This window comes from Bacteroides intestinalis (assembly GCF_003464595.1).
Lineage (GTDB): Bacteria > Bacteroidota > Bacteroidia > Bacteroidales > Bacteroidaceae > Bacteroides > Bacteroides intestinalis_A.
Window position 1 is genome coordinate 76,997 of record NZ_QRZF01000002.1, and the last position, 18,982, is coordinate 95,978.

General features: G+C 44.5%; 13 protein-coding genes. 2 read left to right on the plus strand and 11 right to left on the minus strand.

The genetic code is table 11. The annotated features are described in order from the left end of the window. Positions 1 to 37 precede the first annotated feature (37 nt). From DWW10_RS02710 to DWW10_RS02760, 11 genes are all read right to left on the minus strand, one after another. The gene (locus DWW10_RS02710; RefSeq protein ID WP_118421060.1) at positions 38 to 1,969 is read right to left on the minus strand and encodes a transglycosylase domain-containing protein; all 1,932 of its coding nucleotides are present in this window, start codon (positions 1,967 to 1,969) and stop codon (positions 38 to 40) included. A gap of 5 nt (positions 1,970 to 1,974) precedes the next feature. Beyond that, positions 1,975 to 3,186, minus strand: a complete 1,212-nt coding sequence (locus tag DWW10_RS02715; protein ID WP_022394401.1) for a hypothetical protein — start codon at positions 3,184 to 3,186, stop codon at positions 1,975 to 1,977. A gap of 47 nt (positions 3,187 to 3,233) precedes the next feature. Next, complete coding sequence (locus tag DWW10_RS02720; protein WP_022394400.1) at positions 3,234 to 3,878, minus strand: ATP-binding cassette domain-containing protein; 645 nt, start codon at positions 3,876 to 3,878, stop codon at positions 3,234 to 3,236. A gap of 12 nt (positions 3,879 to 3,890) precedes the next feature. After that, entirely contained in the window at positions 3,891 to 5,447 is a 1,557-nt protein-coding gene (locus DWW10_RS02725; RefSeq protein WP_022394399.1) for a DUF4836 family protein, read from the minus strand. A 24-nt stretch (positions 5,448 to 5,471) separates the two neighbouring features. Further along, on the minus strand, positions 5,472 to 6,170 hold the full coding sequence (locus DWW10_RS02730) for a 16S rRNA (uracil(1498)-N(3))-methyltransferase (protein ID WP_022394398.1): 699 nt from the start codon (positions 6,168 to 6,170) through the stop codon (positions 5,472 to 5,474). Between the two features lie 6 nt (positions 6,171 to 6,176). Continuing rightward, the gene (locus DWW10_RS02735; RefSeq protein ID WP_118421059.1) at positions 6,177 to 6,779 is read right to left on the minus strand and encodes a bifunctional nuclease family protein; all 603 of its coding nucleotides are present in this window, start codon (positions 6,777 to 6,779) and stop codon (positions 6,177 to 6,179) included. 46 nt (positions 6,780 to 6,825) lie between these two features. After that, complete coding sequence (locus DWW10_RS02740) at positions 6,826 to 8,082, minus strand: nucleoside permease (protein WP_118421058.1); 1,257 nt, start codon at positions 8,080 to 8,082, stop codon at positions 6,826 to 6,828. Positions 8,083 to 8,368: 286 nt separating this feature from the next. Next, positions 8,369 to 9,550: a class I SAM-dependent rRNA methyltransferase gene (locus tag DWW10_RS02745; protein ID WP_022394395.1), complete on the minus strand. Its 1,182-nt coding sequence runs from the start codon at positions 9,548 to 9,550 to the stop codon at positions 8,369 to 8,371. 56 nt (positions 9,551 to 9,606) lie between these two features. Then, positions 9,607 to 10,239 carry a 3'-5' exonuclease gene (locus tag DWW10_RS02750; RefSeq protein WP_022394394.1) on the minus strand — a complete coding sequence of 211 codons (633 nt, stop codon included), beginning with the start codon at positions 10,237 to 10,239 and terminating at the stop codon, positions 9,607 to 9,609. An 11-nt stretch (positions 10,240 to 10,250) separates the two neighbouring features. Continuing rightward, complete coding sequence (locus DWW10_RS02755; RefSeq protein ID WP_118421057.1) at positions 10,251 to 10,895, minus strand: DUF5063 domain-containing protein; 645 nt, start codon at positions 10,893 to 10,895, stop codon at positions 10,251 to 10,253. A gap of 65 nt (positions 10,896 to 10,960) precedes the next feature. After that, complete coding sequence (locus DWW10_RS02760; protein WP_022394392.1) at positions 10,961 to 13,063, minus strand: BT4734/BF3469 family protein; 2,103 nt, start codon at positions 13,061 to 13,063, stop codon at positions 10,961 to 10,963. 604 nt (positions 13,064 to 13,667) lie between these two features. Here DWW10_RS02760 and DWW10_RS02765 point away from each other — a divergent pair. Then, positions 13,668 to 17,714, plus strand: a complete 4,047-nt coding sequence (locus tag DWW10_RS02765) for an AlbA family DNA-binding domain-containing protein (RefSeq protein WP_022394391.1) — start codon at positions 13,668 to 13,670, stop codon at positions 17,712 to 17,714. Between the two features lie 509 nt (positions 17,715 to 18,223). Next, a complete protein-coding gene (locus DWW10_RS02775; protein ID WP_022394390.1) occupies positions 18,224 to 18,829 on the plus strand; it encodes an HU family DNA-binding protein in 606 nt (201 codons plus the stop codon). Positions 18,830 to 18,982: the final 153 nt, after the last annotated feature.

Consider the following 18,982-nt stretch of genomic DNA (forward strand, 5'->3'; position numbering starts at 1 on the left):
CGTCAACTGGTTTCCTTCCTTTCTACATCGTTTTGCTTTATTGCCAACCTTCACTTACGAAACTTGATTTAGCCACTCCTTTTAGTACCACATTATTAATGTTTACCTGTGCCGCTTGTGCATTGGTAATCACTTCTTTCTTGGCCAGTCTTTCTGCAATCAGGCGGAAGTAACCTTCCTGACTCTCTTGCAGTTTGCCGCCTGTAGTAAATGAGTTTTTGAAGTGTTTCGGTTTAGGAACAATGGAAGCAAGAAAGATAGATTCCTCTATACTCAATTGTGAAGGACGCTTGGCGAAGTAGAAGTCAGCTGCTTCATGGATGCCGTAAACCATAGGACCCCATTCGGCTATATTCAGGTAAACTTCGTACATGCGGGCCTTTGGAGTGAGGTGTTCGGTTTCGATGAGCCAGACGATAAGCGCTTCTTCCAGTTTGCGGGCTATATTCTTATTGCGGTTCAGGAAGACATTCTTTACTAATTGCATGGAGATCGTGCTACCTCCGCGGGCAAACTTACGGACTTCCAGGTCATGAATCAAAGCTTCGCGCATAGCGTCCGGCAGGAATCCCCGGTGATAAAAGAATGCTCCGTCTTCACTTTGCATAACGGACATTTGCAGCAAGGGAGAAATGCTGTCCAGTGGTGTAAAATGTTCCCATGACGGACCGACAGGGAACGTATATACCGGTTGTCCGTTTTCGTAAGCTGTATAGATAAACTCACCGGACATTTTACCCAAATCTGTCTTTCCATAATGAAGAATACGGAAATCTTTCTCCTTCAGTTCCGATTCAAACTTCAGGCTATCCAGTTGTGAGAAATCTACATCCAGTAGAAAATGATAAGCTAATTGTCCGGTAGTGCTGAGGCCTTCCAGATTCTCGAAAAGTCCTTTGGGCAGCGAACCGAACAGTTCTTCCGAAGGGAACCAGGGTTTACGAACGGAAGCTGTAAAGTGCCACTCTTTTTGATTGGTCTTTTCTCCAACGCGCTCTGCCCTTAAATAAGGATGAAAGGTCAATGCATTGAAGCGTACAAGGCTGGCGCTATCCAGTTCTACAGCCTGTGGACTGACATTAACATGGAAGTCCAGTTGGCCGCGATCCAGATTGATGGTTTCGGGAGACAATCGTTTATGATATACTTGCAATCCCCGTACTTCCGACTGGCCGACCAGGCGAGTGATTCCGCCACTTACCTTTTCCTGTGAGAAGTTACATGTCAGGCTGTCAAATTGTACTTCTGCACCAAATCGGCGGTTGATATAGGGGACAGTCAGTTGTGGGGCATGCAAAGTGGCATACAACCGTCTTTCCGAAGGATTAAATTCTCCTTCAGTATTCCATTGTTGATTTAAGCTGTCTTCCTGAACTGTTATTTCGGACAGGAAATGGTAATCTTCAATAACGAAACGGGGAATGCGGAAACTGACAAAGTTATGATCTTTCCGTTCAGTGATAGTAAGGTGGGTGAGTTCCCCATTGCCAGGTAATAATCCGAAAAGGAGGTTCAATGTTGTATTGATGCGACGGGTATAATCGGTACTGGAACTTTGTTCACTGGGAGCGGTAGGCTCGGCAGAAGTGTGGAAAAGAAAATCGTAATTAGCTATGGAGTCCTTTTTAATGAAATTGAGTGAGAGCCCGTCAATCCGGACTTCTTTAATCTTGATATCTCCCCACATCAGTTTCCAAAGGCCGATACGAACATTGAGGGATTGCAGGGAAAATAGTGTATCTCTTTCCTGCGGAACTACGCTTAGTCCGTCGATAGCGATTGTGTTCAGACCCTTCATATGGAGTTCGCTGTAGCTGATATCCAGTCCATAACGTTGTTCCAGTAGGGTAATACGTTGATCTGAGATGTGACGCAGTAGGCTTCCCCGGAAGATGAAAATTCCTGCTGATAAAAGAAATAGCAGCATGAGACATGCTACTATTATTCTTTTTGCTTTTCGTTTTATCATACTCTTTACTTTTCTTTACTTCCTTTCCAGATAGAGAGTACTTTCCTTCGTATCAGAAGTATATTCAAGGCAGATACTGCTATAAATAAGATACTTCCAGCCAAAATACAGGGTAGGAGAGACCCGGTTTCCAATTGTGGAATGAGAGTTTGCAGGACGCCTGTATAGTAAGATCTTAACCAGGCCACACCGCCTATGGCAAGGATCAGTACCAGCAAATTCAATCCTACGGTCAATACGTGATAAGGTAATGCGACTTTAGAAGGGCTGTAACCTATTAATAACAGGTTCTCCAACTTTGCCGTATTCTTTTGAAGCAGCAGGAATACGCTTAACATCAGGATATAGAAAGAGAGGATACTGATGAATAGTCCCACGCCGGAAACAATACCTGTGATAAGGCGGAGGAAATAGGTGGTCTTTCCGGCATCCAGATTGTCCCCCTCGGTCTCATAGTTCTTCTGTTGAAAATAGTCGGTGATGGCTGTGTCCGTAGGGTTCTTTACTTCTACGATCAGGCGGGAAGGCTGTGCTTCTCTTTCGGATGCGAAAGCCTGATTGGCCCATTCCATAAACGATTGTGGAACAAGAATAGTGTTCAGGCGGTTGGAGAAACCGACGATATTTCCTTTGTATTGCTCTACGCGTCCGTTGCCACGCATCACAATGTCCATTTGTATTAGTCCCATTACACCTTCCGACAACTTCGGCAGGTTGCGGCTCTGTGCAAAACCAAAGTTATAAAGGTTCAGATAGTTGCGGGGAATGATAATAGGTATGGTTTGTGTACCTTCGTCAAAGTGCCATTTGTCCAGGCTGACATCTACAAACTCATCGGGAACAGATTCAAAAAACATATCCGTAGAGATACGGATACCGGCTTGCTCCATTCCCAGTCCTGCTGATACTTTGAAAAGGGTAGGTGTAAAAGCGCCTACACTACGTGTGAAAGGTTGTGCTTCCAGTTCCTTAATTTCATCTTTGGAGAAAGTATTGCTTTGTCCGGTAATGCTGCCGAGGGTGCTGATCTTTTTGGTAGCGATGATATAATCCTTCTTCATGAAACTATCTCCCTGCGTGAAGACGGGAAGGACGTCCTTATAAAATTGCACGCTCAACAATACAATCAGCATCCCAAAGATATTGGCGAGAAAAAAGCCGGTCAGTTGTCCGATGCTGATGTGTTGGCGGAGAAGTTTCCAAACAAGTTTGTTCATTGAAGTTATATTTTTTTAGTTGTCAACTTGTCCTCTTGTCAACTGATTTATAGTTTCATCACTTTATTATATTCTAACTCTATATGTTTTCCAATGGAAGTAACAACCACTCCCGCACCTTGCCGTTCGGCCTCCTCGGTCAGTATACGTCCCATGAGTGTACCGTTATCATCATCCAGGTGGCTGATAGGCTCATCCAGAAAAATGAAATCGAACGGTTGGCAGAGAGCACGAATAAAAGCTACGCGTTGTTGTTGCCCGAAAGATAACTTTCCAGCCTTTTCATTTACTTTGTCAGTGATACCGAGCGTCTCAAAAAGAGCAAGGATTTCTTTTTTCTTCTTATAGTTAGTAAGCCGGTTCTTCAACTGTACATTCTCCAGTGCAGTCAGTTCAGGGAAGATACGTAGCTCCTGAAACAACATGCTCAATGAATGTTTTCGTAATTCCACCCACTCATGAATGGAGAGCGAACGGATATTCCGTTCATCGAAGTTAATGATACCCTGATAGTCGCGGCGATATCCGTAGATATAGCTGCATAGAGAGGATTTACCTGTGCCCGAAGCAGCTTCAATCAGATACCGCTCTCCTTTTTGTAGCACAAGGTCTTGATGCCATACGTCGGATGAAATGGCATCCCGGTCGGCAAACACTTGGGGAAGTGTTTGCCGCAGATGAATGATTTCCATTATTTATCGGGATTAGATGCCTGCAAACTCTTTGATGAAGTTTACAATCTGTTTCAATGCATTTACGTTTTTGTCTTTCAGTTGAATAACCATATCTGCATTATTATTGGGGTCGCCAACAGCCTCTACATAAGCTATCTTGTCAACCAAAGCAAAAGCTGTTGCATATTGTGTGCCGCCATATTCCGATAACATCTTCACAATCGGCAAAGCAAGAATTGCTTCAGCATTAATGACGAAAGCGCTGTTCTTACCTTTGATATTGGATGCAAATTCGGTATCCTTAATAGATGGATTAACGGCTTTATCTATGCTCTTGTACAACATTTCGTCATTCGTAGCATACAAACTATTGTTGCGAACTCCGAAGAACAGGTTCAGTGCCTTTGATTTATATACATATTCGTTTTCTCCCAGTTTCAGGATGTCGTCTCCTCTTTTTAAGCCCAGTTCGCTTTTCTTCTCATACAATAACTGTACGGGGGCGGCACTCTTTACATTGGCGTACATCAGGAAAGTAGGAGCGTTATTCATAGTGAAGTTTATCAACCCCATTGCAATATCTTTCTGGAATGTGCCGAACAACTCTTTTACTTCATTAGCCTTGGCTATGGAGAAATTCTTCTGGAACTGCTCATTTTCCAACAACATGTTATAGAACTCTTCTCCATTGATACCCATGCTGAGATACATCAGGGTGGATTTCGGGAAGTATTTCAAGAAAGTGTTTTCTATGGGGCAGGTTGCCTTCTTTTGTTTGTCGAACAAAGCTTGCAGTTCCGGGTTTTCTGTGAAGCTCTCATACTTCATGCTTACCTTACCTTTCTCAAAGGAAAGGCTTCCCAACATTTTCATATCTTTCAGGTCAATGTTGTAGGGCATATCGCTTGCTTTGATCATATTGGCATAAGGGCCCAGCAGGCTTGCCGGAGAGAACATAGTGCTGATATCTCCTCCCATCTTCTGCATCTTTTTGAAGACAGTAGTTGAAACAATGCTGTTTTCATTCGTCTGTTTCAGCAAGGCAGGAATATTCTCTTTGATTTTCTCAAGCTGGGTAGTGCCGCTATAATTGGTCAGCATAAGCACTGAAGGAGTATATGCTATGAGTACCTGGTTCCCCATTTGTGTGAACTGAAAACCGTCACCGCTTGCCAGAGGCTGACAGACTTTTTCTTTCTCCAATGTTTCCAGCAGTGCATGCAGGTCGTCTTCACTGCTGACTTTGGCAATGATAGTAGTAGGGAATGTTTCCGTGGTGAAGATATACAAAGGTTCCGATACATCGATTCCCGATTTCTTCGGATCTTTCATTATCATTTCCACTTGCTGGAATGTTGCAGCGTTCATGCCGCTCTTCAAAGCATTCGTCAGCTTTTCCTGTACTTCTTTGTTCTCCTTGTCATTGAGGCCTGCTTTGTCAGCCAATGATTTCAGGTTGATGCTGACTACCGTATGGGCATTGGCAGGAATCACATCGGTGTATTCTTGCTTCTTCTGGGAACAGGCGCTGACAAGAGCTACCACTACAGCCATCAACGCCAAACGGGGAAACAAACTTTTCTTCATATAACTATTATTTAAGTGTGATTATCATTGATTTTGTAAGTTCAGAATGTGGCAGGCCACCAGAGCTGCCGTTTCTGTACGCAGTCTCGACTTTCCCAGACTAATGGGAGTAAAGCCGTTTTCTATTGCCTTTTGCACTTCTTCTTCACTGAAGTCTCCTTCCGGACCGATTAATACCAGTGCATCTTCTCCTTTGTGGAATACATCTTTCAACAGGGGCTTTTCTCCTTCGTAACAGTGAGCTATGAACTTCTGTCCTTTGAAAGGCTGCGTGATGAACTTATTGAAATCCGTCATTTCATTCAGTTGTGGCAAACGGGCTTTAAGGGATTGCTTGATGGCTGACACCAGTATTTTACTGATACGTTCGGTCTTGATGACTTTCCGTTCCGAGAAGCGACAGTTCAGGAAAGTCAGTTCATCGAAGCCTATTTCAGTGGCTTTTTCAGCAAACCATTCTGTGCGGTCCATATTCTTGGTCGGGGCCATGGCAATGTGCAGATGTCCATTCCATAGAGGTTCCTGATAAGTAGTCTCCAAAATGTTTACCATGCAACGCTTGTTGGTAGCAGCACTGATTTCTGCACGATAGAAATAGCCTTTGCCATCGGTCAATGTAATCTGATCGCCAATATTGAGGCGTAGTACGCGGATGCAGTGTTGGGCTTCTTCTTCGGGAAGTTCGGCACGGGTTTGTATGTCGGGTGTATAAAATACGTGCATAAGTGTCTATTGCTGTTCCTTTCGTTTGCTAATTTCGTCTCTGATGTAGGCGGCGCGTTCGTAATTCTCATTGGCTATGGCTTCCAATAGAGCCTTTTCCAGCATTTCCATGGTATCTCCGTGGAGGAAAGCATCTTCGTGTGGAGAAGGATTTTCTCCCATGGGAGCTATGCTTCCCGCTTCACTTCCTGTTCCGGTTTTAAGCTGTTCCGATTCCAGAATCTCCTCGTAAATGAAGATAGGCGCCTGCATCCGAAGAGCCATGGCCACCGCATCTGATGTGCGGGCATCCATACGAATGATCGCCTCGTCCGCTTTCAGATAGATATAAGAATAGAATACACCATTGTCTACCTTGTAGATAAGGGCACGCGGCATACTCACTCCCAATACTTCCAGACACGAAGCAAAAAGATTGTGTGTCAACGGGCGTGGTGGAATAATTCCCTTCAGACTGATTAACATTGCCTGCGCTTCCGCCGCACCGATAATGACCGGTAATTGACGGGTACCCTCTACTTCTCCCAATACCAGCGCATAAGCTCCTGCCTGTTCCTGACTATTGGAGATATTTAGTACTTCTAGTTCTATTTTTTTCTTTTTATCCATAATCTTTTTCCGAGTGGGTTGGCAACTGCCAGCCATTTACTACTTACTATTTTTTATTTACTGCTTCTTCCGGCCGGTGTTTGTACTTGAATACCAAGGCAAACAAAATACCGATAGCCAGTGCATAAGCAGCAAAGATCAACCAAATTTGGGGCCATTCACGGCTTACCAGTCTACCATCGGCATATACCGAGAAGGCATCTACTACGGCACCACTGGCGTATCCTCCAATAATAGCACCCAAACCGTTGGTCATCATAAAGAATAATCCCTGGGCACTGGCACGAATATTGGAATTGGTTTCTTGTTCAACAAACAACGAACCCGAAATGTTGAAGAAATCGAATGCCATGCCATACACAATCATGGACAGGATTAACATCCACAGGCCGGAACCCGGATCTCCGAAACCGAACAATCCGAACCGGAATACCCAGGCAAACATGCTGATCAGCATGACCTGCTTGATTCCGAAATGTCTCAGGAAGAAAGGTATGGCGAGAATAAATAATGTTTCGGACATCTGCGAGATGGATAGCAGAATAACCGAATGCTTCACACCGAAAGACTCTGCATATTCCGGAATACTGGCAAAACTACCTAAGAAAAGGTCACCATACGTATTGGTAATCTGCAACGCTGCTCCCAGAAGCATGGAGAACAAGAAGAAGATGGCCATTTTCTTTTTTTTGAATAGTACGAATGCGTCCAGTCCTAAAGAAGAAATCAGCGATTTATTTCCGGTCTTGGCAGGTTTACATGCCGGCAGGGTGAAAGAGTACAGCCCCAGCATTAATGCAGATGCACCACCTACATAGAGTTGGGCGCTTGAGTTCTTGAATCCGGTAAGGTCCACCGCCCACATTGCACAAATGAAACCGATAGTTCCCCATACGCGAATGGGTGGGAAATCCTTGATGAGGTCACACTTATATTGTTCAAGCGAGTTGTACGAAACTGTATTGGCCAGTGATAAAGTAGGCATATATACCAATAAATTGAGCAGCATTGCCCAATACATCTGGTCATATCCCGTAGCCGTGGAAGCATAGAAAAGACAGGCAGCCCCTGCGATGTGGCAAAGTCCGTATAAGCGTTCTGCATTAAACCATTTATCGGCAATGATACCAATGATGCCGGGCATAATCAGAGAGGCGATACCCATGGTTGCGAAGATTGCACCGATTTGGCCTCCTTCGAAGTGGAGTTCTCTGCCCATGTAACCACCTAATGAAATTAACCATGACCCCCATACGAAGAATTGCAGGAAGTTCATGATAATCAAACGAACTTTTATACTCATGACTTTTCTAATTTGTGTGTTTCCTTTTCACATTAAATAATAGATGCAAATATAATATTTTCGTTGATTGCGTGAGCATGTTTATGTATAAAAAAAAAGAAGGCTATCTATCCCAGACAGCCAATCTTTATTAACCTTAAATCTAATACCATGAAAAACACAGTGCAAATGTAGAGGTTTTATGTTATACAACATAACGTTTTAGTGATTTTCTTCTTTGGTTTAACATCTTTTAGAATATAAAGAATGCTTTCCCCCTTTATAAGGACCAAAGTACATGCACTATTTATTCTACATACAACACTAATCCTTTCAGATATTCCCCCTCGGGATGATATATACTTACCGGATGGTCGGCGGGTTGCGTCAGTTGATGCAGGATACGAACGCTGCGACCGGACATGGCGGCAGCTGTAAAGACTGCCGTGCGGAAGTTTTCTTTGCTGACTGCTTGCGAGCAGGAGAAAGTAAATAGAATACCGCCCGGTTTGATCTTCTCGAAAGCTTTTACATTCAGTTTGCGGTAACCTTGCAGGGCATTGCGCAAAGCATCGCGGTGTTTGGCAAATGCCGGCGGGTCCAGGACAATTAGGTCGTACTGGTCGCCCATACGATCCAGATATTTGAAGGCATCTTCGGCAAAAGCTGCATGGCGGGCATCACTGGGGAAATTCAATTCTATATTCTTATTCGTGAGGTCAATTGCTTTGGCTGAACTGTCTACGGAATGTACCAGTTGGGCATTTCCACGCATACCATAAACAGAGAAGCCACCGGTATAGCAGAACATGTTTAATATGGAACGTCCATTTGCATAACGTTCCAGCAGGGAGCGGTTTTCACGTTGGTCAACGAAAAAGCCTGTCTTTTGTCCTTTCAACCAGTCAATATGGAATTTCAGTCCATATTCCATAGCTACATTATCAGTGCTGCCACCTTTCAAGAAACCGTTTTCAGGGTAAAGATCAGCCTTGAAGGGAAGAGTCGTTTCTGATTTATAATAGATATTCTCTATTTTATCACCCATTACTTCACTGAGAGCATTGGCTATTTCCATACGGTCAAGATGCATACCGGCAGAGTGTGCCTGCATCACGGCGGTGCGGGCATAAATATCAATGATTAGTCCGGGGAGGTTATCACCTTCTCCATGTACCAGTCTGTAAGTATTATTAGTTGGGTTCTCTGCAATACCAATGCTGCGGCGCATCTCATAAGCAATACTGAGTTTACGTTTCCAGAAATCGGAATCAATAGCCTCATCCTGATGGAAAGAGAGTACGCGTACGGCAATGCTGCCAATCTGGAAATGTCCTTTGGCAATGAATTCCTTCTTGGAAGTATAAATTTCTACTACTTCGCCTTCTTCGGGTTCACCGTCGAAATGAGCGATAGCACCCGAAAACACCCAGGGATGAAAACGTTTTAATGACTCTTCTTTGCCAGATTTGAGATATACTTTGTACATGCTGTTATAGTGATTAACGATTAGCTGTTAGTGATGAGTGAGTAGTATCACACTGATTATTGGGTTATAATTTCCTCTGTTTCGTCTGGTGCCAACTCATAGTCACCGCTGATTTTTAATTCTTGCAGTCGGTTATAGATGTTGAGGCATGCCCATGCATCGGTAGCCGCATACTGTTTCTGAGGTTCGGTCAGGTGTTCTGCTTCCCAGTTGGAAAGACGTTGCGATTTGGAAATCTTTTCACCGAACAGGATACCATAGATTTTCTGCAGGCTCTTGTCCTGTATGCCGAACATACGGACATATTCTTGCAATTCGATGCAGGCGCGTTGTTCAAAGGGAGCACGTTTGTGCAGCATCATAAAGTCATCCCGCAGCGAAAGTCCGACTTTGGTGACCGATGGGCTTTCCAGCAACGAAATAATCGGAAGCGTCAGGCCGGTCAGGTTCAGGCGGAAGAGGAAGCAATCTTTTTCAGAGGATACCTGTAGCAGCGCAACCTTGTGTGATTGTCCTTTGGTGAACGACGGGCGGGTTTCGCTGTCAATTCCCAGCAAAGGATATTGCTTCAGGTAAGTAACTGCCTTTTCTGCTTCCCAGGGGGTTTGTACCAGATGTATTTGTCCTGGAAAGAGAACTTTGGGCATCTCTTTGATAGCTTCCTTATTGATTGTTTTTTTAATAACCATAATTAATTTCTTTATTCGTGATGGTGATGGCCGTGGCAATGGCAATCATCATCGTCGCAATCGCAATGACCATGATCGTGGCCATGACAACCGCATTCTTCTTCATCAAAATCTTCTTCAATTGTGTCTTCTTCTTCGGCGGCATGGTTGTATTTCACGTCGTGTAGTGCACGTAGCGTATTCACCAACGTTTGTCCCCAGTACTCTTTGAACTGCTCTTGGCAGATGGCGAGAGAGTCGTTCATCGTTTCATTCAATCCCAGTTGGAAGACGAAAATGAAATCTTTGATAGCCTGGTAAATATCCGCCAGGTCTTCGGAAATATTTTTCTTGATGGGTTGGTCGCTATAAACCATATCTTGTATGAATACATCCAGATAATCATCTTTTTCGGCAAGAATACCGGCAAGGTTGATGCGAAGCACTTCATACGTTTCCTCCGTCACATAGCTTTCGGGGGCTTCATCGCCTATTATTTCCGTTTCGGGTAGCATGGCAGCCTTGAGGTAAAGTAGCGGAAGTATCTTTAATGAGGTATCGACAAATGTATCACGTTTCATCGTTTCCGCCTGTTCCAGGAATTTACAGAACTCGGCAGCTACGGTGACGAACTCCACCACATTGCGGTCGAATATCACTTGGCTTTCTTTTTTCATAATCTACTTGATTTTGAAACGCAAAGATAGTGCAAACCGAGTGCAGTAGCAAATTTATTTGCATTTTACTGAAATGAAGTCTCATTTATTATTACGTGATATTCTGTTCCCCGGTTTCTTCTCCGACTGCTGATTCCGAGTTTGCGGAGTGCACGCCCGAAGTGCGCTACTTTGTTGATAGCTAATCGGTCTTTGGTTCTTTTTTGAAGGAAAGAAAGTATCTCCATGGGTGTCATCCATGTTCCTTCATCTTCTGTTTGTGCCGCCTGAAAGTGACACAAAAAGAGTTGTTCCAACGGAGTGGGTTGTTCAAACTCTTGATTGCTCTGTTTCAGAATGGCCTCGTCGGCGGCGTCCAGCCAGTAGCGTTCACCTTGCGAGATGGCAGTCATGGCTTGGGCATAGAGTTGGCGGTAGTTGATGGTGACATTGGTGTTGATGGGGCCGGTTACTTCAATACAGATGAAGCGGCGACTACCGCTGGGATCGGTCAGTAAGTCTTTTTGATTGCTGGTGCCTATGAAGGAGGCGTAACGGCGGATCTCCTGAATGGCGGTTCCATAAGGTTTCCGCAGGTTGGCTACGGGCTTTTGCAACAGATGTTTCAGGAAACCTTGCTGACTGACGCTGATCTGGTCGAATTCGTCGATGTTGATTAGAAAGAAGCGTCCCAGACTTCGTTCGGCATCTTGCTTGCTTTTGAAGTCGATACTGTCTGTATAGCCGAAGCGCAGTTCGGGTGGTAGAAGGATGCGACAGAATGTAGATTTACGATACCCTTGTGCGCCTACCAATAGGGGAGACGTGCTGTTTCCATGCTGCCGGTCGAGTCCCCTCCAATGGGCCACCATGCTGAGGAACCAGCGGAAGAACAATTCCCGCCAATGCGGGTTTTCGCAGGGCACGAGGTCGGCCAGGGCACGGATGCGGTCTTTTCCGTCCCAGCGTCCGGTGTCGTTAAGGTATTCTTCCACAGGGTTGTAAAGTGGGATGTAATCGGAGGTAAGGTAGCGTGCCACGTCCCGGTCCCATACTCGGATACCCTCTTTCAGGGCGTTCAGGGCGATACTGCTTCGTATTCGCTGGTCGGCTGGACGGAAGTGAAAATGTATGGAATCTCGCTGGCGGTATTCCAGTTCGCCCAATACGGTGTTGTAGCGGAGTTCGTAGCGGCGTTTCATGAATTCTTCCAGACGGAAGGCTGTATCCTGTTCGGCGGTCATGCTGCTGCGGGTGCCGAAACCTTTGCATTCGCGGTAAAAATTATGTATTGCGACACGCACTACGAGCTCATCTACGTCGCGATAGTAATGCATCAAGGTTTGCCGGACTACCTCTTCCTCGGGGATACCTGCTTTGTAGCAGTGTTCGGCAAGGCGTGCCAATAGGGGGCGCAGGTCGTCACCCCGCTTCCAGTTTGTCAGTTTGTCGAACGCGCGGTTGAGCGCTGCTTCGAAGAGCATGGAGAAGGTGTTTGATGAGCTGTAGTCGGACTGCATGCGTAATAGGGGATTGGTTTCCGCCTGTTTTTGTTCCTTGAAGGTGGTTTCGCCGGGCATGGCAAGGGGTTGTTCCAGGCAGAAGGGGATGGCGGCAGGGTTGTAATAAAGTTGCTCGTCTAGTGTCATGCGGCAACTTTGGTTGAGCGATGGCTCCTTCAGGGTGATGGAGTAGGGCAGCAGAGGTTGGTAACAGTTGACTGCCAGGCGGTAAGCGTGAGCATGAAACAGTGTCATGTCACTTTCCCGTTTGGGTAGTGAAACGTCGGGCAGGGCGAAGAGTACCCATATTTTGACGCTGCGTCCGCTGCTTCCGCAGAAAGCGGCAAAAGTCTGGGGCAATAGGGAGACTTGCCGTTTCACTTGCTCCACTTCGGTGATGCCAGTCAGGTGGTTTACTTCAATCTGTACCAATCCGTTGTAGTTTTTCACCTGATGTTCTCCGTCTTTGGTTCGGCTGTATTCCACGGCGGGGTAGATGCGAGGCAACTTGTCTATGTTTAGGTATTGATTGTTTGTTCCTTGCAGTGACGGGATGAGTTGGCGCAGGGTCGATACGTGTGCGATTTTGTTCTCCTTCTTTATCTTTTTTATCAGAGTTTCAGTATCAAGAGTACTGAAGAATGTTTTGCCGGTTTCACGGTCGGTGCGTATGAGGGTGAGTTTCATCGAGTGCATTTTTAGTTGCTGTTAAATACTGCAAATTACGGTAAAAAAGGTGAGAATGCGAAAAGATTTATACATTATCGCCTGCTGTCAGAGTGATATTTCTGTCTGAAGATTGAAGAAACGTCTAATTTTTTAAGAAGAATCATCTGATAGGAGGCGAAAATATTCTATTTTGCTTTATAAATATTTATAGTTACTTTTGCAAGGGGTTACTTTCATGCGTGAAAAATGACAAGACTTTAAGGAGTGTGTAATCCTGTTGATGCAACATCCGATCATGAATAAACCCATCTCTGCTTTGATAGAGAAAATATAGTCGTGCTCTATAGATCTGTTTCCCATTTATTAGAAAAGGGAGGTTTTGACATGAGTCTCAATAAATGGCTGGAATTAGTTAGTTTGCGTACAGTAGAAGCAAAAGAGTAATTGTCTGTTTTTTTATTTCTGGTGATATAGCTTGTTTTTTTACTAATTTTCTTTGTTGCTATAAAAAAAACATATAAATTGCCATACTTTAAATTTGGTGGATTAATCTGTACTCACAAACATGTTTAAGTTGAACAGTTTCCTGTCTATGGAACGATTGCCTTGAAAAATACGAATAATGCAATACGAGAAAGATGCGATTTATTCCCTAAAGGTAACAGGGACGATGATAATAAATGATAGTCATTATTATCTGATAGAAAATGAAGGGATCAAGTATAAGGTGAAAATGCTGAAATTCCAGCAAAAACAGCCGGTTCCTGATGAAGTGAAGTGCATTGTCTATGGTTATGATGCTGACGATACTCCCCTTTTTGCACAGCACAAGGGAGAAATAGCACATAAACTTTATTCGGTAGGAAGCACTTATTCATTTGTGGTGCATCAAAAACCAAACTATCTTTCGGGGCATCGCAATGTCTTCTATGGATATGACTTGAACGGAATACGGGTTTCTATTCAGGTAGGAATGGGAAAAGAATTAACCATCGGAAGAAATGTTCGTTGCACGGTTAAACATATAAATCAGGATGGAAACCTGGTGGTCGTTCCTGCCAGTCAGGATATAGATTATGAAACCAACTTTCTCACTTTCGGGCAGCTGGTGCATAATATCCATGTGGAAACGCTACCTTCTTGCATTCAATTGGAAACATTGCGTGACGAGGCGACCGGGGATCTGAAAATACAGCAGATGCTGAAGCAATATGATAGTCATGAGGGAGAATGGCTGCTGTCATTCCTGAGTATTCTGCTTGCCAAGAGAGAAGAGAAAATTGAGAACAAAGATTGGGAGGGAGTATGTGAATTGACCCGTTGCCAACTTCTTATCTATGAATGGATGCTCGAGGATTCTTTGTTTCTCACATTCTATTCATCATCCGTAGTCCAAGCGTTGCGCGAAAGAGGAGAACGGGAAATGTCCGTTTGCGAGGCGATTTTGAAAGCCATAGAACTTATCCGGACGAATGCGACAGATGATTTTCTGAAACATATTTTTGCCAAGATACATACTTCGGGCTATTTGTCCGATCGTAACCGAAAGGCGGAATTGGTGACTGCCTTGTTCTGGCTGGACGATACGCTGTTTGATAAGAATATGTTTGCCCTGACCGGATTCTGTCAATATATAGCCTGCAACAGTTCATCTCCGGAAACGACTGCTTTGACATCGGTTTCTGAACTAATCAAGAAAAAGATAGAGAAAAATAGAACGGTGCAAAATTCTCTACCTGCGAAGACATTGCATTTGCTGGCTGTTTATTTGCTATTATGCTATAATCGCGAAGTACATACGATACCCGTCTATCGAATAATGCTTTATCGTTATGCGGCTTTGACAAACCCGGCTTCTGCCGGAATTCTGATAAATAAAGCGTATGATGTCCTGACGCAGCCCAATCAACCTTACCGTCCGGAATTTACATGGGATGATGTGGTGCATTTTAAGTCCGAGCCATTCATTGCCAAGTTGCGGGCGTTCATGACGGATATATCTGCTGATGGAGATAATTTTATAGCGCAGCACATTGCTAAGGGGAGCCGGGCACTTCTGCGTAACGGAACATTCGGGCTGTATGTGGGTTGCAATCCCGGTGCCTTGCTGCCCGAACATCAGAAGGTGGCGGAGATGCTTTCCGTATTTGATGGCAGAATCAGCGTATTTGCAAAGAAGGATATGAAGCTTAAATCGAGTGATGCGCAGAATATACCGGCACTCAGGGCCTTTTGGGGAGCATTGTACGGACAAATGTCCCGGCAGGTGATGCCTTCCGCTCCAAAGGCGTCGGTAAAAACACTTCCCTCGGTGGGTATGCGCCTAAAGATTACGTTGCGGGCATTCAACCCGCGTTTTCCGCAACTGATGTTTGCCGATGTAACGGAACCAGGATATGAAGGGAGTGGTGCGCTAATGGCGAATGAAGTCTCCCGCATTTACCTCAGCAGTCTGGATGGAGTTTTCTATGAGGGAGATACGTTTGAGGCTACCGTAGTAAAAATCGGACAGAATAACCGGTTGACATTCAGTATTCTCCGGGAATTATTTGAGTTCGTTACGGGAACGCTGAAATTCGGATATCGCACATATGCCAAGTTAATCCGGATGTCGAAGGGTAGTTGTATCTGGCTGTGCGAAGAAGGATATACTCTGTTTTCGCCGGGCGTGGCACCTTATCCGGAAGTGGGTACGGTAGCCTTGCTGGAGGTGAGGGCGATCAATGATACGGGATATATCAATGCGGCCTATATAGAAGCATCCGATAAAAATATAGATGTGACGGAGGCATTGGCCAAACTGGTAGGTGAGTATATTGACTTTTGTTCTCCAAAGGATGAAAATACGGAAGAAGAAGAGGGTAACTTCGGGCAGGTGTTCACGGATGAAGACGCGATGCTGACCGGAGAGCAATTATCGCTTCCTTTGATACACGAGTTACCTGTGCTGTTGGCAATAGTGGCATCCACTGAGAAATCGCTGGTGATGCGTTATAACTTGTTGGGTACGGCTCGTCTGCTGGCCGAGATGACCAATGATCCGGTTCTGAGTGAATATTTGTCATTGCAGATGAACTATGAGGAGAATATCTACAGTTTTGCCACTTATACCGGAGAGGTGCGATGGTCTGACTTTTCACGCATAGACGATGCAGCTCTTTTACGCTACCCCTGGTTGAGGCCCCAAAAAGAATTGTTGCATATCCTCGGGTTGTTCTATAGCCACACTTTTGATCCGGCGCTTGCCTTAGGCATTGCGACTACCAAAGATGAAAACAGGGAACATATTGTCCGGCTGGTGCTGGCACATACGCTTTTGTTCCGTACCTTGCCTCCAGCAGCGCTGCTCCCTTTGCGTAACGAACTTTTGCAACGCATCGGTGCCGGAGAATTTGCTTTACCCGATGAAAAAGTCTCACCGGTTGCGGTCGCATCCAAGCAAAAGGAAGACCTCCCTTGCTTGGGCAGGGAAAGCGATAAAGTAGAGTTTAAATCGTCGGTGGTATATCCTGCCGGGCGTACCGTTCCCGATATGAAGCAGCAGTCTGAGATCATACTGCGTACTATTACGGGATTCCTGAATGCATCCGGCGGTACGCTTTATATTGGTGTGTCTAATGATGGAACTGTTATCGGACTGAAGGAGGATTATGCCTATATGGTATGTGATTCGGATGCTTACGAGCGTTTTATCCGCCAGCGTATCATAGCTACGATGGGAAAAGATATTAATGGTATCATCAAGATGGAATTTCCCCAGTATGGCAATCGTGAAGTATGCTGCATAACGATTCCCTGTTACGGCAAATTGATTACATTGAAAGGTGTGGTATGGCAACGGCAGGGTAACTCGACGGTGATGCTCGACGGCAATGCCCTGACTAAGCAGCAGAAAAGAAAAAATGATACATTGCAGGAAGAGCTCAATCAGATTGCTGAAAAGAATGTGGAGTTAATCAGTGAGAGCTTGCAGCATACCGGTGAAGTACAGACTGCAGTTGCCGCTGCCTTTGCCGCCAGTTTGGAAAAGAAAAAGAAAAAGGTGAATGTCAAGGCCGGGATAAATACGATACAAACATCCCTGATACGATCCAACCCGTGTGCAGCTAAAGATAATCCGGATGTACAAGTGATGACTTTTTTGTCCTTACTCGATAATGGTGGATATGTATTGCAGGATGAATATTCTTCAATGGACAATGCGATACTTACGTTGGCGGTAAGTGAAGATGAAATGGGTGGTTCATTGCTCCTTTGCTACGAAAACGGCTATGTCAACCGCGTTCCGTTGAAAATCTTATTGCGGAAAAAACGTGATTATATTTACAAAAATGGAGTGAATAAGGAGTCACACCTTATTTTCGCTACCATTGAGAATGGTGAACCGGGTATTTTGGTGCGTACTCTCCGCCAGAAAAGTGAATATCTGAAGATGTATCCTATGGATAAGATAAAACAAAATATGGATATGGTCCTGAAAGGAACCCCACTTTTCTCTTACGATTTCGGCAAAGTTATTGCCTGGGAAGTGATTCCGGAAATGGAGGCTGAAAAGTTACAGAAACTTTATAATGAGAATCCGGCTCATCAGGGTTTTATGAGTACGTCGGAGACCATTGCCAAAGAAAGAGAATTGCTTGGGGTACTGGGGTGGAATTTTGAGGGGTGAGGTTTGGGTTGTGTAATTGGCAATGATAATTTGGTTGGCTGAAAATCTGAAATAGACTCCAAATGGTTGAAAAGACAGTGTGGCTGTATAGTTCATCTTTTTAGGCTTCCCCCGTTTGGTTTTAGGTAAAAGGATTGTACGATTCTGTTCTGTATGCTCGCACAATTCGGCTTCATTTATTTTCTGCCGTCTTCATCCTTATGCTTATTAAAATGTTCTCTTACTCTTTCTTTTTTAAAACATCGCCCTTTCCTTGCTTTTGCATTGCCTTTTCTTTATCTTTGTATCCATTGTTTTGCTTTGACTACAATGGTGGATTATGTGCCTCATAACTGTGATTTTGCTGCTTCATTACTGTGAAGCATCTGCTTCACCATTGTGCTCAATATTAAAACATGACTTATGAACGAAAGAAATATAAGGAATTAACGAAAGAAATATAGGACGTTGATATAAGTAACCCCCGCTTTGGACATTATTGAAAAGGGCGGCATAAAAAACAAGAAGTTATGGCAATACTATTTGATTGGTACGAGAATCCCAAAACCAAAGACCGTCAGGATGAAGAAATGACTTTGCATCCGCGTATCCGGTTGAACGGCTCCACGGACACTGCTGCATTGCGAAGATTCATACAAGAATATTGTTCGCTGACCGAAACAGATGTTTTGGCTGTACTCGATGCCCTGTCGCATTTCATGGGACGGGAGTTGGGGGAAGGACGTCAGGTGCATTTGGATGGTATTGGCTATTTTCGTCCTACGCTGACCTGTACCGAACCAGTGAAAGTGGATACTAAACGAAAAAGTACCAAAGTCAAGTTGAAAGGCATCACTTTCCGTCCCGACATTGCATTGCGGAGCGAGGTGGGTAATATAAAAGTGAAACCTCTGAAACAGAGGGATGTATTGCGGAAACCATTGACTCCGGAAGAGATTGACAAACTGTTGGAAAAATTCTTCAGTACACACGATTTCATGATGAAAGGCGACTTCTATTCTCTTACTGGCATGACACGGACTACTGCTACCCGGCACATTCGGCGTCTTTGTGAAGAGGGAAAACTGGAAAATAAGGGCTTACAGAAGCAGCCTATTTATGTGTTGAAAAAGTAATAATCGAAAGATTTACAGTGATATATGCCTGTTTTTGTAAGTGTTGGTAATTTTGCTTGCACGCCATTTTAAATTGCTGCCACCACCGCTGTATGCCCGATGAATAAAGCGATTCAGGGCGTGAGTGCAAGCGTGTAGGTAAAAGTGGGTATA

What these genes read in the sequence shown, in the direction of transcription:
- DWW10_RS02740 (WP_118421058.1), bottom strand. Translation starts at nt 8,082, where the DNA reads ATGAGTATAAAAGTTCGTTTGATTATCATGAACTTCCTGCAATTCTTC.
- DWW10_RS02760 (WP_022394392.1), bottom strand. Translation starts at nt 13,063, where the DNA reads ATGAAACTCACCCTCATACGCACCGACCGTGAAACCGGCAAAACATTC.
- DWW10_RS02720 (WP_022394400.1), bottom strand. Translation starts at nt 3,878, where the DNA reads ATGGAAATCATTCATCTGCGGCAAACACTTCCCCAAGTGTTTGCCGAC.
- DWW10_RS02735 (WP_118421059.1), bottom strand. Translation starts at nt 6,779, where the DNA reads ATGGATAAAAAGAAAAAAATAGAACTAGAAGTACTAAATATCTCCAAT.
- DWW10_RS02730 (WP_022394398.1), bottom strand. Translation starts at nt 6,170, where the DNA reads ATGCACGTATTTTATACACCCGACATACAAACCCGTGCCGAACTTCCC.
- DWW10_RS02755 (WP_118421057.1), bottom strand. Translation starts at nt 10,895, where the DNA reads ATGAAAAAAGAAAGCCAAGTGATATTCGACCGCAATGTGGTGGAGTTC.
- DWW10_RS02710 (WP_118421060.1), bottom strand. Translation starts at nt 1,969, where the DNA reads ATGATAAAACGAAAAGCAAAAAGAATAATAGTAGCATGTCTCATGCTG.
- DWW10_RS02765 (WP_022394391.1), top strand. Translation starts at nt 13,668, where the DNA reads ATGCAATACGAGAAAGATGCGATTTATTCCCTAAAGGTAACAGGGACG.
- DWW10_RS02775 (WP_022394390.1), top strand. Translation starts at nt 18,224, where the DNA reads ATGGCAATACTATTTGATTGGTACGAGAATCCCAAAACCAAAGACCGT.
- DWW10_RS02745 (WP_022394395.1), bottom strand. Translation starts at nt 9,550, where the DNA reads ATGTACAAAGTATATCTCAAATCTGGCAAAGAAGAGTCATTAAAACGT.
- DWW10_RS02750 (WP_022394394.1), bottom strand. Translation starts at nt 10,239, where the DNA reads ATGGTTATTAAAAAAACAATCAATAAGGAAGCTATCAAAGAGATGCCC.
- DWW10_RS02725 (WP_022394399.1), bottom strand. Translation starts at nt 5,447, where the DNA reads ATGAAGAAAAGTTTGTTTCCCCGTTTGGCGTTGATGGCTGTAGTGGTA.
- DWW10_RS02715 (WP_022394401.1), bottom strand. Translation starts at nt 3,186, where the DNA reads ATGAACAAACTTGTTTGGAAACTTCTCCGCCAACACATCAGCATCGGA.